Origin of the sequence: Halomonas sp. I5-271120 (assembly GCF_030553075.1) — a bacterium.
In the GTDB taxonomy this organism is placed as follows: domain Bacteria; phylum Pseudomonadota; class Gammaproteobacteria; order Pseudomonadales; family Halomonadaceae; genus Onishia; species Onishia taeanensis_A.
Window position 1 is genome coordinate 3,711,265 of the sequence record NZ_CP130701.1, and the last position, 14,440, is coordinate 3,725,704.

A 14,440-nucleotide genomic window follows, 5' to 3' on the forward strand; every position below is an offset into this window, starting at 1 on the left:
AAGGGATTAAAGGTCTGCCCCTTGGCGGTCGCGGCATCGACAGCATTGTTGTGTCGATCTTCAGGTACGCGCACCTGAATTTAGGAAGACGCGCAGCGATATCCAGCCTTCCTCATGCAGCGTTGGCCACTCGCTCGGCGTAGACGTCGGCGCCACCGCTTACGCCGGTGAACTCGCCCCCGAAACAACTCGATATCCGGGTCGAACTGAATAACAGCGGCGTTATAGCCGTCAATGGTCATGACGTTGTTCACCGGGGCTCTCTGTTCTCTTTCAACCACAGGCGGATGGTAGCCATCGCGCCCTTGTCGGTATCCGGTGAAGGCTGAGGGCTAGGGGAACACGCGCACCTCACCCAACAGCACAATCGCGATACACGAGCCTTCTCGTTCCTGGATGTCGGTGCCCAGCTCTTCGAGCAGCGATCCAAGATTTTTTTTTATCCATTCGCAACAAATCACCGCAAAACCAGGACCACAGCCCCCTTTATATAGAGCAGGCACATAGAACAGTGAGTTAATCATGACCCAAGAAACAATTTTCGAGACGCCGGACAGCTTTCATGTCTCCGCCAATCGCATCAGTCGCGAGGTGTGGGACATCCCGACGCTCAATGTCGCGCAGCCGATTACCGGTGCGCAAAATGTCAGCCTGGACAACCCCCCAGTCATCTTAAAGTGGGCCAGCGGCGAGCACGAACTCCTCAATGCGGAAATCGTGGCGCATCAGCTGCAGAACCTGCCTGCAATAGCCAGCGTCATGACCTATGAAGTCGCAGAGGACGACCTTCCCCCCGGTGCCGTGCGATTTCTGATGTTTATCTACAGCAAACTGCAGCCCTGCTACGTGTTGCCCATCCAAAAGGGGGTAACGGCCAGACGCCGGCGGAACGCCCTTATCACGCTGAAGGACGACGCCCGGCTTCAGCAGTTCATTAAAGAAATGGTGTTCCCATGCAAAGACCCGCTCCAGCGTTCAATTATTTTCCAACTCTACGACGGCCAACTGTCGCTACAAACAGTGGACGAGGACCTGAAGACGCTACGTGGCAGCCCGCAGAAAACGGCGGAGTAAACGCCGACTCGATCAACCGCTAAAACATCCGAGCCATCATCTGATACAGAACGGCGCAGTCGGAGGTTTCAGTACTAGCTGCGCCCACCGCTTCCGAGATGCCTGCTGAAGCTGAAGGCCATGACGCCCCGCAACATCGTCGTATGGGACGCACGGCAGACTGATTCAACAGGGAAATACTGGACCTAACTATCGGTTAATCGACCTTTACTTCGATGCATTTTCACGTAAATGACAGGACATCAAGTGAGCAAATCGCCACAACTACCCGCTTGGACAATTCCGCGCTGCGAGGAGATCCTGACGGCCTCCTCGCTATCCGACAGCGAGCGCGCGTTCGGGCTCGCCGTCATTGGCTATTCGCTGCCCGCGCCAACACAACCAGACATCGCAAAAGCCTACGATCGCTATGTCGCCGACCATGACCTCGAGCCGGATACCGATGCCAGAAACAAGCTGGTAATGACCCCAAACTGGCACCTCTCGCCCTGCACAACGGTCGGCTCGCAATACCCCCTGTCATATGCGATGGAGCAGCCCCACCTGCTCAACCGCGCGGGTGAGGAGGCCAAATGTGCCCGGACGCTGCTTAGTCGCATGTTTGGCTGTGTCATCCCGCATGCCCAGCCATCGATCTATACCGCCCAGACGCGCCATGTCAGAGATGTCCTGGTGAGTGTGCTGGAGAATAAGGACCTGCATGGCATCTCGTTGCATGATTGGGATAGCGCATGCCGCGCCCTGGGCAGCCCCAGCATGGCCGCGGAACGCCAGCGCCTCGGGCGGCAGTATCAGACCTTTTATGCGTTGCTGGAAAAGACGCGCCGGCCGGGACAGGCCGAGCGCGACACATCGTCAGTGCGCCGAGGCCCACGAGAAGGGGCCACGCCTTCGCCGGCGCTCACTCATCACCAGCGACACCGTCGCGATCAGATTGCCGATGCCCTGCCCTCGCCGACCACGCGACAGCAGGTACCGACCAACAGCGACACGGACTGGCAACCCATGGCGAATGCCATGCCCAGCGAGCTGGCAGCGCAAGGCTACCGGTTGACCCGACCCTCCAACGCCCATCGCGCGAGCCCCGACGATGAAGCCCCCGTACTAATGCTCGAACGGGCCCGCCCATCGCTACTCACGCCTAGCGATGACCGCCGTGCGGCACGCCGCGTCGCGTCCATGGCGGCGACAGATGCTTTGGTGACCCAGGAGGACGTTCAGCGCCTGACGCCATGGCAAGTGCATCAGGTATTGGCCCTCACCCTGCCCCCTCTGGCCCATGCACTGGTTCGGCTACTGCTGGTCACGGGGATGCGCGTCAAACGTCTGATCACGCTGACCCGACACCCCTATGCCCCATCGGATAGCGATGAACTCGACGCTGACACACCGCGCTGGGATCCTGAGCGGGGCCTCCTGTATTACCGGCTCCTGGACGGGCCCAGCCAGCATCCTGACGGATCCCAAGACAACTGCTGGGTGATCCTGACCCTGCCGCCGTCCCTACAGCAGGCGCTGCTGAGCGCTGATCAAGAACGACCGCTGAACGGCAGCGTCACGGTACTGAACCGTCATCTGCGCAAGCATTTCCACGCTTTGCCCGGTATCTCCCCCACGGCCAACCGACTCAGGGCGACGGCATGGCTGCACATGCGCTCGCTATCCCAAAACAACCACCTGGTGCTGACCCTGCAGGGACAATACGGCGCGCTAGATGCCGCGCCTGCCGCGTATCGCGCCGTCCCTCGGCAGCGCTTACAGGCGTTGTTCGATGCCGGCATGCAGCGCTGTGGTGTGCCGGTCAGCCCGTCCGAGGACCAGCAGCCGCTATCTACCCAAGGATGGGTGGGTTCAGGTCGGGGACTCTCCGAGTCAACCGCCCAGCAATGGTTCACCGCGCTGCGTGACGCGCTTCAGGCCTCGGCGACACCGATCCAACAGTGGTTACGCGTCGACCCCCTGCCGGTCGAGGCACTCGTCACGTATCTGCAGGTGTCGGCCGCCCACACCTACCTGGGCTGGATGGTCAGCACCGGGGCGCGTCCCGTCTCCGCCAACACGCAGACCCACATCACGGGCACGACAGGCTGGTTGCGCGATAAGGCGTCCAGCCGTGGCCTCGAGAGTCGTGTGACGCCCCTGCTCCCGGCCATCGTCGAGCAACTGTCAGCTCATCAGCAGCTTCTCAAAACCGCGATGACACTGCTAACCGACCAGGGCTATCGCGTGGAGGACCAGCGTCAGGTAGATCAGCACTGGCCGGCCTGGCTGATCCCGACCAGCAAGCGCAGGACCGGATTCCGTGTGCGCGCGCTCCATCATGGCGACTTCCGCGCCCTGCTCTGTGACGTGCTGGGGGTCGATGAGCTGACCGTTTCGGACAACGCCACACGGCACAGCTTCACCACGGCACTGCACGAACACCTCGACGAGGCGTTACTCGATGCGCTGGTCGGGCATGCCCGCATCGGACGCGACCGCTGTCATCCCCGCTCGCTCGCCCCCATCACCGGTTGGCAACAGGGAACGATGGCCATGGAGCAACGCCTGTCGGCCGTGAATTTTCGCCCCCTCAAGATGGAGGTATTACGATGGCTATAACGCTGACGCCCCACACGATGATGGCGCAACTGAAGGCCATGCAGTCGCCTCTCTACGCCAAGGCCTCACGGGATGAGACGTGGGCCATCATGGAGCGTGCGCTCAGGTATCAGGCCAACGGTGAATTGCGGCTGGGCAGTGAGCAGGCCACTGCCCTCATTCGTGAGCACCAGGCATGGCGCAAAGCCCAAGAGCGTCCGATCAGCCGGCGCGAAAGCCATCGCCGCGTCTGCAATGTGCTGGCAACGCTTAACACCTTACCCGGGTGCTGTAACGTCTTGCCCATCCAGCCACAGCCGGTTCATCGCGCGACCGCCATGCCCACGCGGGGTGATCTGTTGCAGGATATCAACGAGGCGGAGCAGGTGCTCCGACAGTTGCGGCCCTGGTGCGTGAAGCATCAACATCGGCACCCCGATGCCTGGTTGGTGGGACTGGCCCTGTCGCTTACGGCGAGTGCGGGCATGGGGGAACGGGTCATTGTGTCGACCCTCGCGATGTTACGGCCAAGCATGGTGGGAGATGACCAATGGTTATCCATTCCGTCCCAGCCCATCGAGGCCGAACAGATCGGCCGCTACCCTCTGCGGCTGACCCAGCGGGCATCAGAGGCACTGAACGAACTGCGCCGGGGGGCACCGACGGACCTGAATGATGGCCTGCTCTTGTTTACCGAGCATGATCAGACTAAGACGCTAAAGCAGCGCGAGAAGAAGATCCGCCAGCGTCTGGACAAGGTCACCCAGGTGTTCTTGGCGGCATGCCGGGATGAGGCCGACGAGGATACGCCGCGCCGCTTGAAGCATTGGCATTCCCTGGCGCGAGCGACCCGTTATCTGCCGGTGTTCAATGGCATCGCGCCGTTATGGAGCTCGTTGCTTCTGCGTTACCCCCTGCCCATCAGTACGCGACACGCGCTACTCGAGATTCCCGGTGTCGTGCAGAAGACGTGGCGGCCATCCCCCTCGGCGCAAACCAACCACCAGCCCTCCACCAGTGAGCCGGAGTTATTGACCACCCCAGCCGGTGTGTGGGCCCCCGACTGGCAGCAACTGCCACCTGATTGGCCGCGACGCTTGAAGAACATCACCCATCAGTTCATCAATACGATACGCCGGGACGTGGCGACGCCGTATTCGAAGGCCGCCAGTCAGCGCGCGGTGGAGGATATCAAGCAGCACTATCACGATGAACTGACGCAACTGACCGGCTCCACTACCAGTTATGTCCACCTGTTGCTGGATTGGGCGTACGATCTCCTGTGTCGCCAACCCAAAGGCAACCTCAACACGCTACAGACCTATCTCTCGAAGCTGACCCAGATGCGTCTGCTGGAGCACCCAGCCGTGCTGGAGCTTCAGGACTGGGATGACGACACGGTTGAGGATCTGCAGGCCATATTGACCGATGAGGCTGGGATCAGGGACTCCACCCTGTCGCAGACCCTCGGGTTGATGCGACGCTTCTTGGCCTTCTGTCCCGAACTCGGGCTCCTCGAGGGCATTCGGCTGCCGCATGTCGATGTCGAGGTGCCGCTCAGTACCTTGCGAACCGACATCATCTCCCCGAGCGAGGCTGCTTCCCTGTGGAAGCGCCTGACGTACGCGGGCGTGGATGGCTCCACGCGCCAGATGTACGCCCTCGTGATCGCACTGGGCTGTTATGGCGGACTGCGCATCTCTGAGATTGCCAGCCTGACGCTCAAGGATGTGCAACTCGAACCCTTGATGTCATTTGCCACGCCCTTTAACGGCGACAGGTCAGTGACACATGACGAGAGTGAGGGCGAGGGAGGAGAAGAGAAAGCGGCGCCTCTGGCCTGCTGGATTCTCGTGCTGGACGGTAAGAGCGAGGCGGCAAGGCGCCGTATTCCGCTGCATGTGCTATCCCCCCGCCGCGTCATTCCCATGCTCCAGCGGTGGGTCGAGGAACGAAAGCGGCAGTGCCCGGGGCGTCCTCTGGATCAGATCGCCCTGTTCGGGCCGCGGGGCAATCCGGATGCGTATCAGAAGGAGGTTCTGAGCCGCGAGACCATCACCCTGCTAAGAGAAGAGATGGGTGAGCATGTCGATTTCCACAGCCTGCGCCATGCGGCGGCGAGCTGGTTGATCCTGCGGCTGCATGCGGCCCAGTCGGCGGACTTTCTTCAGTCACTGTGCTACCAATACGACGAAATTTTTACCCCGCCCCGGGTACAGGAAGCGCTCACGCATTTCTGTGCGGAAGAAGGTCAAGACACGCTACGGCGGGGCACCCTCTTCGAAGTCGTGGCGAAATGGATCGGTCACCGCCATGCCGGTACGACGCTTCAGTACTATGTGCATACCCTATCGGTCATTCACTCAGATATTCTCAAGGAGGCGACCCCGGCCAACGGCAAAGCCGCCAAGCGTCGACGGTGAGGGCCGCGAAGGCGTCTTGTGCCTAGTGTCGCGATTCGTCGTATGTTGCCGGTGGTGGCGCATGGCATGAGGCCATGACGCGGAGGGGCTCCTGGGCTTTGGCTTGCCGCTATCAAGCCCAGGTGGCGATGCGCCTTCTCGGCTAACCAAGACACGCGAGCCCCTGCGCCTGATAAAGCATAGCGATGGCATTCCCTATCCGTGCACCTGCTTGGACCTTGCCTTGCCCTGGCCTGCCAGGCCATCAAGGCAAGAGGCACACTACTCTGGTCAGTCCTCGGGTGGCGGGGACTGCATATTCTGATCTTGCCGGGCAGCAGTGGACACCTCGTTATGACATTACACTGAGACGAGGAGACCGATGGCAAGGCAAGCAGCTGCGATGAAGAAGCCCCATGCCCGCTACTCCTAAAGCTAAACGTAAAAAGGGCATGTATGTGACTGCTCCCCGCCCGGATGGGCGAGGCTTCTCACTTCATCGGCCGTTGCCTGCGGTATCACGCAGGGCTTATACCGCCTCCATGAGCAGAGACGGACAGCCCTGCCGCCTTTAATTCGATAATGCCCTGGTGTCGGATATTGCGTGCCGCGTTGATGTCGCGGTCGATGCCTTGCGTGCCGCAGACCGGGCAGTCCCAGGTGCGGACGGAAAGCGGCATCGCCTCGGCCTTGTGACCGCAATGGAAGCAGGTCTTGCTGCTTGGATACCAGGCATCGAGCTTGACCAGATGCTTGCCGGCGCGTTCGGCCTTGTAGGCGAGTTTCTGGATCAGTCCGCCCAAGGCCGCATCGGCAATGTGCTTCGCCAACTGCTTGTTCTTGAGCAAATTGGCGATACGCAGGGTCTCGACGATCACCGCTTGATTATCGTCAATGAGCCGTCGAGACAGTTGGTGCTGGAAGTTGGCGCGGGCATTGGCCAGCCGTTCATGCGCCTTGGCGACCTTCAGCCGTGCTTTCGCCCGACGCCGGCTGCCTTTCTGGCAGCGCGACAGTGCTTTCTGCTTGCGGCGCACGTTGGCCGCGGCCTTAAGCAAAAAGCGCGGATTGGGCAGCTTGCGCCCACTGGAGTCGATGACGAGATGTGACAGGCCGGCATCGAGGCCGGTGACCGCCTCCGCGTCAAGGTCACGGATCGGCGTCGTTGCCGCCTCGCCGGTTTCCACCAGAATCGAGGCAAAATACTTGCCGGTGGTGGTGCGGGTGAGCGTGAGGCTTTTCAGGCTGTCGTCGATGGACCGATGGAGGCGGGCCTTGATCGGCCCGACCGTGGGCACCTTGATTGCGCCCTCGCCGACCTGAATGCCGACGCAGTGATAGCTCGACTGCTTACCGTGCTTGCGCTTGAAGCGCGGATAGCGTGCCTTGAGCTGGGGATTGAAGAAGTTCTGGAAGGCGCGATCGAGGTTGATGCACGCCTGCTGGAGCGCCATGGAATCGGCCTCGCGCAACCAGCCATACTTGCGCGACCTCTTGGCCACCGGCAGCAGCTTTTTCATGTCGTGCTTGGCATTAAGCGACTGGCCATGGACACGATAGCGGTGAGAGAGGATATGCAGCGCCTTGTTGTACACAAATCGCACCGCCCCGAACTGCCGATTCAGAAAATCGGCCTGTTCGGCGGTGGGGTAAAGACGAACCTTGGTGGCCTGTCGCATGGCTATCTCGCCGCTCATGACTGTATATGCATACACTACTATAGAGGGTGGGCATCAGGCCCGCAACCCGGCAACGCTATCGCACTGCCCGCTTTCCCCCCCGCCCGAATGGGCGAGGGTTCTCGCGGTTTTATTGCTGAAGGCTTTCAACAGCGAACGACAGTTGAGGCTCCCATTCATCCTCCCCCTGGTTCTGGTCCACTCGCAATGTGAGCCACCGCATTGGGTGTTTGGCGATGCGATCATCCGGGACCCAGTAACTGTTGGGTCCCGGATGATTGATTAAACGCTTGGCAAACAGCTCTGGCCGCTTGGTCTGCCCTACTTTCATCGCTGCAATTGGTGATTGATGGTTCAGCGCCTAAACACCCCATATTCCAGTCGCATGATAAGGTCGTAAACGCGTTGAGGGTCTTCAACCACCACATCTGCCGGCGTGCGGCCTCGGAGAGCAATTTCTGGGCTCGTCATCCAGCGTTCGGCGCCTTCTCGACTTTCAAACAAGCGCTCGGCGGCTTGCCAGATATCTGTCTCGGTAGGCGCCTCCAGGATTTCGCGTCCAACATCGGGCATGTCCTGCCAGGCTTTTAGCTCATCAGGGTTTGGAGCCTGAGGATTGCACTGTGCCAGTAGCTGATCGAGTGAGTAAGGTCGCTCTTCCGCGGGAACACCCTTAGTGGTGTCTACATCACGTCGCGTGAGCGTTTTCCTCAGCCAGGCCTGCACTTTCGCGCACACCGCATCATTTTCTTCAAGAGGTACGAGAGTGGCGTCGAGCTCGCAGCCGCGGCGTATGAAAAACTCGTCAGGGATTGTCAGGGAATTACCACCGCGCAGGTATGCAATGATCTCGCCGCTCATCGCGGCCATGTAGGAGCGTTCGCTCTGCAGGCATTCCAGTGCCTCGCGAAAGCTCTCCAGAGGTTGGGGGAAACGGTCACGGAGGTCGATGGCCCTGTAGGCAAAGATCCGGGCTAGCGGGTCTTTGGGAGGATGTGAGGACGGTGTCATGGGGAGGCTGCCCAGCTGATGATATGACTATCAGGGTAGCCCACGGTGATACTCGATCGCTTACCAACAAAAAAGCCGCCTCGATGGGCGGCTGTAGAAAGGATTCTGGAGAAGAGGAGGATCAGGTGCTCTTTGCATGGCGCGGAGGCTTGATCAAGCTCTCTGCCGGGATCCCGAACATTTCGTGGAGCTTCCAGACCATGGCCAGGGTCAGGTTGCGCTTACCGTTGAGGATCTCGTAGACGCGGTTGCGCTTGCCGATAGCCGCCTCCAGATCCTTGGCGGTAAGACCTTCCTGCTCCATCCGAAACTTGATGGCCTCGATGGGGTCCGGCAGATCCACGGGGAATTGCTGCGCTTCGTAGTGCTCGATCAGAGTCAGCAGGATGTCGAAGCGATCGCCGTCCTCGGTGCCGGGCTCAGGCTCGTTGTCGAAGTACGCAGATACCTCGCGCAGGGCGGCCTTGTAATCGACATCGGTGCGAATCGGGCGAATATTCATAGATCACTCCATCTCAACTGTCTCGGCGTCCACCTTGTCGTACTCCGCATGGGTGCCGATGAACTTGATATAGACTGCGCCGAACCGATACGCAACGCTCACGATAAGCCGGTAATCGTTGCCCTTGATGTCGAAAACGACGCGCTTGTTACCCAATATGCTGGCTCTTGGGTATCTCGCCTTGATGTCATGCGAGCTCTGCCACTCCGAGTGCTTTACTTCGTCTGCCCAGGCCTCCAGCGGGCCCTTAGCGTCGGGATGCTGCTCCCAGAAATCCCTGAGGTTTTTGATTGCTATTATTCTCATGCCACCTCCTTGTCAAGCATATTGTCCCAATTTGGGACTACTGTCAAACCTTACAGTTCATTCCACCTCAGCGTTCGAACGACAAACGTGACAGCATGCCCGGCCAGGGCTTCGCCGGGGTCGCCTCAGGACAGAACTGTCCTCCGCCTTGGCCGCTCCGCCCTCGACCAGGGTGCGTCCCTTCGGGGTCAGGGTGCCGTCCACCTCGAACAGGCCGCTCTCCGCCCAGCTCTCCAGCGGCGTCGCCAGGTCATCGCGAGCCACAGCCAGACGCCACGCTGCCACGCGCTCGCCATCTTCCAGTCGGGCCAAGGCCTCCTCGCGTTTGCGAGCCTCTTCGGCCTCACGACGTTGCCAGCGGCACTTGCGGGCGTTGGCGGGCCACGCGTTCTAGAACCAGAACGATGGACCCGACCAACCGTGGCTGGCATTTGCCCTCACTCTGGGAATAAGCGTGAAAGTAGTGGGCGAGAGTTATCGTCAAATCTGGTGTACGGCGGTCAGGCCGCATTCCTGTCGGATTGATCGGTTACCTGCTCCCCGTCCTGGAACTTGACGTTGCTGACGACCAGTTCCAGCTTCTGGAAGTTGATGCGCCTCCATCGCTTTTGGGCGCTCTGAAGCAGCTTGAAGACCATCGCCAGAGTCATCGCCCGAGAGCCGCAGTTTCGGCTTCGCTTACTGCGTAGGCGGACCGTGGCGAAGGTCGATTCGATCGGGTGGGTGGTGCGGATATGCACCCAATGTTCGGCCGGGTAGCCATAGAACGCCAGCATCTCTTCCTGATCCTTGGCCAGGCACTCCATCGCTTTTGGGTACTTGGCTTCGAAGCGTTTTAGCGTGCGATCAAAGGCCTTGAGGGCCTCGTCGCGGGTCTCGGCCATCCAGATGTCATGCAGGTCGGCCTTGACCTTGGGCTGAACGGATTTCGGCAGCTTGTTCAGCACGTTAGCGGTCTTATGGACCTAGCAGCGCTGATGGTCAGTTTCTGGGCAGATCTTGCTCAGCGCCGCCCAGAACCCCATGGCGCCGTCACCTACTGCTAGCTTTGGGGCTTGCGTCAGGCCACGCTCTCGCAGCCCCGTCAGCAGCGTCTTCCAACTATCCGCCGACTCCCGGAAGCCATCCTCGACCGCCACCAGTTCCTTGCGGCCCTGCTCGGTGACGCCGATGATCACCAACAAGCAGAGGCGATCATCCATTCTGACGTTGCTGTAAACACCATCGGCCCACCAGTAGACGTAGTGCTGGTGGGCCAGGTCCCGCTGTCGCCACTCAGCATGTTCGTCTTCCCACCGCTTCTTGAGCCGTGACACCGTATTGGCCGACAGGCCCTTGGCCTGGTCGCCCAGCAACGCTGCCAAGGCTTCCTGATAGTCGCCGGTGGAGATCCCTTTCAGATAGAGCCACGGGATCAGCTCCTCGATGCTGCGAGCGCGCTTCAGGTAGGGCGGCAGCAGGCTACTGTTGAAGCGAACCCCGTCACCGCTGCGATCCCGAACCTTGGGCACCTTGACGGCGACATCACCGATACCTGTCTGAACGGTACGCTCCGGCAAATAGCCGTTGCGCACCACCGCCCGTCGGCCGTCTGCCATATTCGTGTCGGCATATTGGTCAAGGAAGGTAGCCAGCTCGGCCTCCACCGCCTTGGCAATCAGGTCTTGTGCCCCTTGGCGCAACAGCTCGTGCAACGGGCCGGAGATCTCGGCTTCTGGCTGTGACAAAGCTCGGAGGGTAGAATCGGTCATGGCGTATCCGCTTTTGTTGATTGAGATCTTGGTCGTGATCAATCAACAGGATACGCCACCCTTCCTATCTCCTCCCGTACACCAGAAATCACCATAGCTCCCGCCTGATCCCGAAAGACTACGTGCTAGGCATCTACGAGGCGGCGTCGAGCGCCATTGAAACCATAGCGCTTGATGCACTGCCGGAAGGCTCGGATCGTCACCCTCCGAGGCATGATACGCGACGGATGGGAACGAATTTTCTGAAGGCCGGCAAACCCCTGATTCTCCTTGTACCCAGTACCGCGGCCGCAGGCCTCGATCAAATCGCCGTAGTGAATCCGCACCACCCCGACATCGGAAAGATATGCCTCATCAGCACCCAAAACCGGGTCTATAGCCCGAGGTTATTCCAAGGGATCAAATGAAGGGTTGGACGTAGGCTACCTGTATGGCCATGATGCATTTATGTAGCACTTTCGCTGCATTCCTGTGGGGAGGTTAGGCTATGAGTGCTGAAGCAATCATCGAACCGTCCGACTATGATGCTCCCGACACCTTCGATCAGTTCATTTCTGATCTGAAAGCTCGCGCACGTCATGACAAGAGCCCTATCATCAGCCCTAGGATGTTTTGCCGTGCCATGGGCATGGACGTTCAGACGCTTGCTGCTCGTGCCCACGTCCACCGCGTAACAGTGAACCGTGCCCAAGGGTCTGAGAAGCTGCAGACCTATCTACGGGACGCAGTACGAGTCATGGGCGCCGCGGCTGCTGTGAATGACAATTTACAGGATGCCGCGTTCTGGTTCCGCAATGAGCCGTTGAGCGCGTTCGATTTCAAGACACCTGAGCAGTTGGTAAGTGATGGACGAGCCGATGACCTATTGGGCTACGTCCAATCGCTTAGCGCTGGCGCTGCCGGATAATCCTTATCAATTTGCCAGATCAATCAGCATATTGTGTTCATGCCCCTCGTTGGGCGATCGCGCCAACCAGTGCATCCGGATTAGAGCTTCTGCGAGCCCCTTGCGCTGCTGGTAGTACAACGAAGAGATCAAAACGCTACACACGATAAGTGATTGTTATCGAAAAGCCCCAATCCGCCTACAGGCCCCGTGATAGAGCCTTCCGTGGATTTTGGCGCCGGTAACGGCGTTTTGAGACCAAAACAAGACATTCGATTTCAAACCCCATCACGCGCCATTGACATGTCTTTGAAACCGAAGCCCGCCAGGTGCTCGCCTTTCAGAATCAAAGCCGCAGATTCAGTTCCAAAGCTTCTGCCGCCCTATTGCCCTATTTTCGGTTTCAAAAAACAAGCCGGTTTGCCGGCAACGTTCGTATGCCATCAGGCATCTCCCACAAGCATAATCTCGAGATATTTATAACTAACCAGTATGAATGCGCGCCTTGCCACTTAATGTTAACCTGAATCAACCCCTAACGCGGCAATCGACAGATGCAGAGTTCCGTGTCGTCATTGGGAATATAGGGGGCATACCGAGACAATATAATAGGCCGGAGCATACTAAGGCATCTCGCCAACTGTAATAAATGAGCGACTTATCCTTCATATACATAGTGCTGCTTCCGTCCAGAATGCAGAACATTACGCGCCGGATGATTTCCACGACATCGTAGTCACTGGTTTTGGCGTCGAGCACCTGTGCGACATAATGCAAGATTGCCGCTTTATATTTATGCTCGTCATAAGTAACCAAGATATACGCACAATATTTGATGCCTTTCATTTTCTTGGCGAATACAGAACCAGATAAATAGACACCGTGGTGGCCAAGAAGCACGTCACGTTTCCATTGCCCTATTCGCTAAATCGCATGCCGGCATGCCTCAACCTGCAATCAGCGTAGCGAGAGTGCTCTCAGTACTTAACTCTCAGCACGCATAGGCGTTGGCACTCATCATGCATCACCTTGCTGCGCACTATATTGGGTAGATGATACATACAGCTCGCTATGTGCCAGATGCATCATGGCAAGAAGTAACGATGTGTCTCACCGAGAATAACGGTACAAGTGTGGGCGTAATGGCCGAGGCCATCCCATCGCATAATGTGTACACCGGTAGTCTTTATCAAGACGGTCGTCTGGCAAGGCTTTACCTGGGCGCACTCAAGCAGGCGATCAATGCTCTTTTAGCTGATCGAGATGTATTTGTTCGTCTTCTCGTTGTTTAGTCCCGGCGTCCTGCCCCGGCAACGAGAATGGTATTACAGGCGCTTGACGGAAGTGCGTGCACCCGAGAGATCTCTGACTACGGACTCCTCCACTTCCATCAGCACGACAGCCACGAGGCGTTTTACTCCACAACGCCCGATGCCTGCCAAGCTTGTTGGCACTTTGAATAAGGCAACTTCTAATCCTTGATCGCGTTAATCAACGGGTCTTCCTGGTTCGGATACAGCCAGACCGCCCGGGGCAGCAATTAATGGCAGGTGTCACTGCTCCAACGCCCAGGGTGCTACCGACAGTCATTGGAGACCCGAGGGCGTCTGTATGACGGGGTGATATTCAGTCGCTGCAGTGTCGCCCGGCGCATCGACCCCTTCATGGCGGAGCCGTTATCTGCGTGCAATACCAGTGGCTGGTTAATGCAGCTGCGCAGCACGGCACGCTGGATCACTTCGCTGCTGTTGGGCATGGACTGCTGGTCGAACACCTCGGCCTCAACAATCTTGCGGCTGTAGATGTCGACGGTCATCAAGCAGCATCCGAGGAGGCGTAATGGTTGAGGTCAGGAGTAGCAAACTATCGTGTAGCACGAGGCCGCCATCCACAGTTTCGGCGCCAGTGTGCAAAACCGCCCTCACTCGAATGCCATGGCCTTTCACTACCCTTCAGCGTGGCACCGCCTGACAGGGCCCGACGTTAATGTCACGGCAATGTTCCATGCCACGGCGTTGACCTTACCGCTGAAATAGGTCTGCCATCGATGTGAACACGCTTTCCTTATTGCACACCGCTGGGCATAGGCAACGAGTAGCAGATAGCCCAGCAAGCCGTAGGCCTGACATCATTGTGGTGGGCGCCCCGTTGGTCGATTTCCTGCCTTGCACCGGCAAGGCTCAGAAACCCGTCCTGGTTGGGACAACCGTAACGGCACGTGACGTTGAATCTGTCGATGGAAGCATTCT

The 14,440-nt window shown here is 58.8% G+C and carries 12 protein-coding genes and 1 pseudogene; 5 read left to right on the plus strand and 8 right to left on the minus strand.

Features of this window, described 5'->3' with window-relative positions:
* Positions 1–522: 522 nt before the first annotated feature.
* From Q2K57_RS16740 to Q2K57_RS16750, 3 genes are all read left to right on the plus strand, one after another.
* Positions 523–1,074: a hypothetical protein gene (locus Q2K57_RS16740; protein ID WP_304525760.1), complete on the plus strand. Its 552-nt coding sequence runs from the start codon at positions 523–525 to the stop codon at positions 1,072–1,074.
* A gap of 246 nt (positions 1,075–1,320) precedes the next feature.
* Complete coding sequence (locus Q2K57_RS16745; protein WP_304525761.1) at positions 1,321–3,675, plus strand: hypothetical protein; 2,355 nt, start codon at positions 1,321–1,323, stop codon at positions 3,673–3,675.
* Entirely contained in the window at positions 3,666–6,077 is a 2,412-nt protein-coding gene (locus tag Q2K57_RS16750; RefSeq protein WP_304525762.1) for a tyrosine-type recombinase/integrase, read from the plus strand. Before Q2K57_RS16745 ends, Q2K57_RS16750 begins: the two co-directional genes overlap by 10 nt.
* A 497-nt stretch (positions 6,078–6,574) precedes the next feature.
* Here the strand turns inward: Q2K57_RS16750 and Q2K57_RS16755 are convergent, their stop codons facing one another.
* The 6 genes and pseudogenes from Q2K57_RS16755 to Q2K57_RS16785 all read right to left on the minus strand — a co-directional run bounded on the left by Q2K57_RS16755 (position 6,575) and on the right by Q2K57_RS16785 (position 11,305).
* Complete coding sequence (locus Q2K57_RS16755; RefSeq protein WP_304525763.1) at positions 6,575–7,735, minus strand: transposase; 1,161 nt, start codon at positions 7,733–7,735, stop codon at positions 6,575–6,577.
* A 354-nt stretch (positions 7,736–8,089) separates the two neighbouring features.
* On the minus strand, positions 8,090–8,746 hold the full coding sequence (locus Q2K57_RS18400; RefSeq protein WP_369700277.1) for an antitoxin Xre/MbcA/ParS toxin-binding domain-containing protein: 657 nt from the start codon (positions 8,744–8,746) through the stop codon (positions 8,090–8,092).
* 121 nt (positions 8,747–8,867) lie between these two features.
* Positions 8,868–9,248, minus strand: coding sequence for a type II toxin-antitoxin system HigA family antitoxin (locus Q2K57_RS16770; RefSeq protein ID WP_304525764.1), 381 nt, complete (start codon positions 9,246–9,248; stop codon positions 8,868–8,870).
* Positions 9,249–9,251: 3 nt separating this feature from the next.
* Positions 9,252–9,554 carry a type II toxin-antitoxin system HigB family toxin gene (locus Q2K57_RS16775; protein WP_089715580.1) on the minus strand — a complete coding sequence of 101 codons (303 nt, stop codon included), beginning with the start codon at positions 9,552–9,554 and terminating at the stop codon, positions 9,252–9,254.
* Between the two features lie 57 nt (positions 9,555–9,611).
* Entirely contained in the window at positions 9,612–9,866 is a 255-nt protein-coding gene (locus Q2K57_RS16780) for a hypothetical protein (protein WP_304525765.1), read from the minus strand.
* A 188-nt stretch (positions 9,867–10,054) separates the two neighbouring features.
* Positions 10,055–11,305 (minus strand): annotated as a pseudogene (locus tag Q2K57_RS16785) (IS256 family transposase).
* 487 nt (positions 11,306–11,792) lie between these two features.
* Here Q2K57_RS16785 and Q2K57_RS16790 point away from each other — a divergent pair.
* Positions 11,793–12,212 carry a DUF2384 domain-containing protein gene (locus Q2K57_RS16790; protein ID WP_304525766.1) on the plus strand — a complete coding sequence of 140 codons (420 nt, stop codon included), beginning with the start codon at positions 11,793–11,795 and terminating at the stop codon, positions 12,210–12,212.
* Between the two features lie 1,121 nt (positions 12,213–13,333).
* Positions 13,334–13,483 (plus strand): hypothetical protein, encoded by a 150-nt coding sequence (locus tag Q2K57_RS16795; protein ID WP_304525767.1) that lies wholly within the window; start codon positions 13,334–13,336, stop codon positions 13,481–13,483.
* A gap of 284 nt (positions 13,484–13,767) precedes the next feature.
* On the opposite strand, the gene Q2K57_RS16800 is transcribed toward Q2K57_RS16795, so the two are convergent.
* Both Q2K57_RS16800 and Q2K57_RS18405 read right to left on the minus strand, forming a co-directional pair.
* Complete coding sequence (locus Q2K57_RS16800) at positions 13,768–14,007, minus strand: transposase family protein (protein WP_304525768.1); 240 nt, start codon at positions 14,005–14,007, stop codon at positions 13,768–13,770.
* Positions 14,008–14,255: 248 nt separating this feature from the next.
* On the minus strand, positions 14,256–14,429 hold the full coding sequence (locus tag Q2K57_RS18405; RefSeq protein ID WP_369700316.1) for a hypothetical protein: 174 nt from the start codon (positions 14,427–14,429) through the stop codon (positions 14,256–14,258).
* Positions 14,430–14,440 lie beyond the last annotated feature (11 nt).

Coding starts and splice junctions, on each gene's coding strand:
- Q2K57_RS16770 (WP_304525764.1), bottom strand. CDS start 9,248: ATGAATATTCGCCCGATTCGCACCGATGTCGATTACAAGGCCGCCCTG.
- Q2K57_RS16775 (WP_089715580.1), bottom strand. CDS start 9,554: ATGAGAATAATAGCAATCAAAAACCTCAGGGATTTCTGGGAGCAGCAT.
- Q2K57_RS16750 (WP_304525762.1), top strand. CDS start 3,666: ATGGCTATAACGCTGACGCCCCACACGATGATGGCGCAACTGAAGGCC.
- Q2K57_RS16795 (WP_304525767.1), top strand. CDS start 13,334: ATGGCCGAGGCCATCCCATCGCATAATGTGTACACCGGTAGTCTTTAT.
- Q2K57_RS16800 (WP_304525768.1), bottom strand. CDS start 14,007: ATGACCGTCGACATCTACAGCCGCAAGATTGTTGAGGCCGAGGTGTTC.
- Q2K57_RS16755 (WP_304525763.1), bottom strand. CDS start 7,735: ATGCGACAGGCCACCAAGGTTCGTCTTTACCCCACCGCCGAACAGGCC.
- Q2K57_RS18400 (WP_369700277.1), bottom strand. CDS start 8,746: ATGACACCGTCCTCACATCCTCCCAAAGACCCGCTAGCCCGGATCTTT.
- Q2K57_RS16740 (WP_304525760.1), top strand. CDS start 523: ATGACCCAAGAAACAATTTTCGAGACGCCGGACAGCTTTCATGTCTCC.
- Q2K57_RS16790 (WP_304525766.1), top strand. CDS start 11,793: ATGAGTGCTGAAGCAATCATCGAACCGTCCGACTATGATGCTCCCGAC.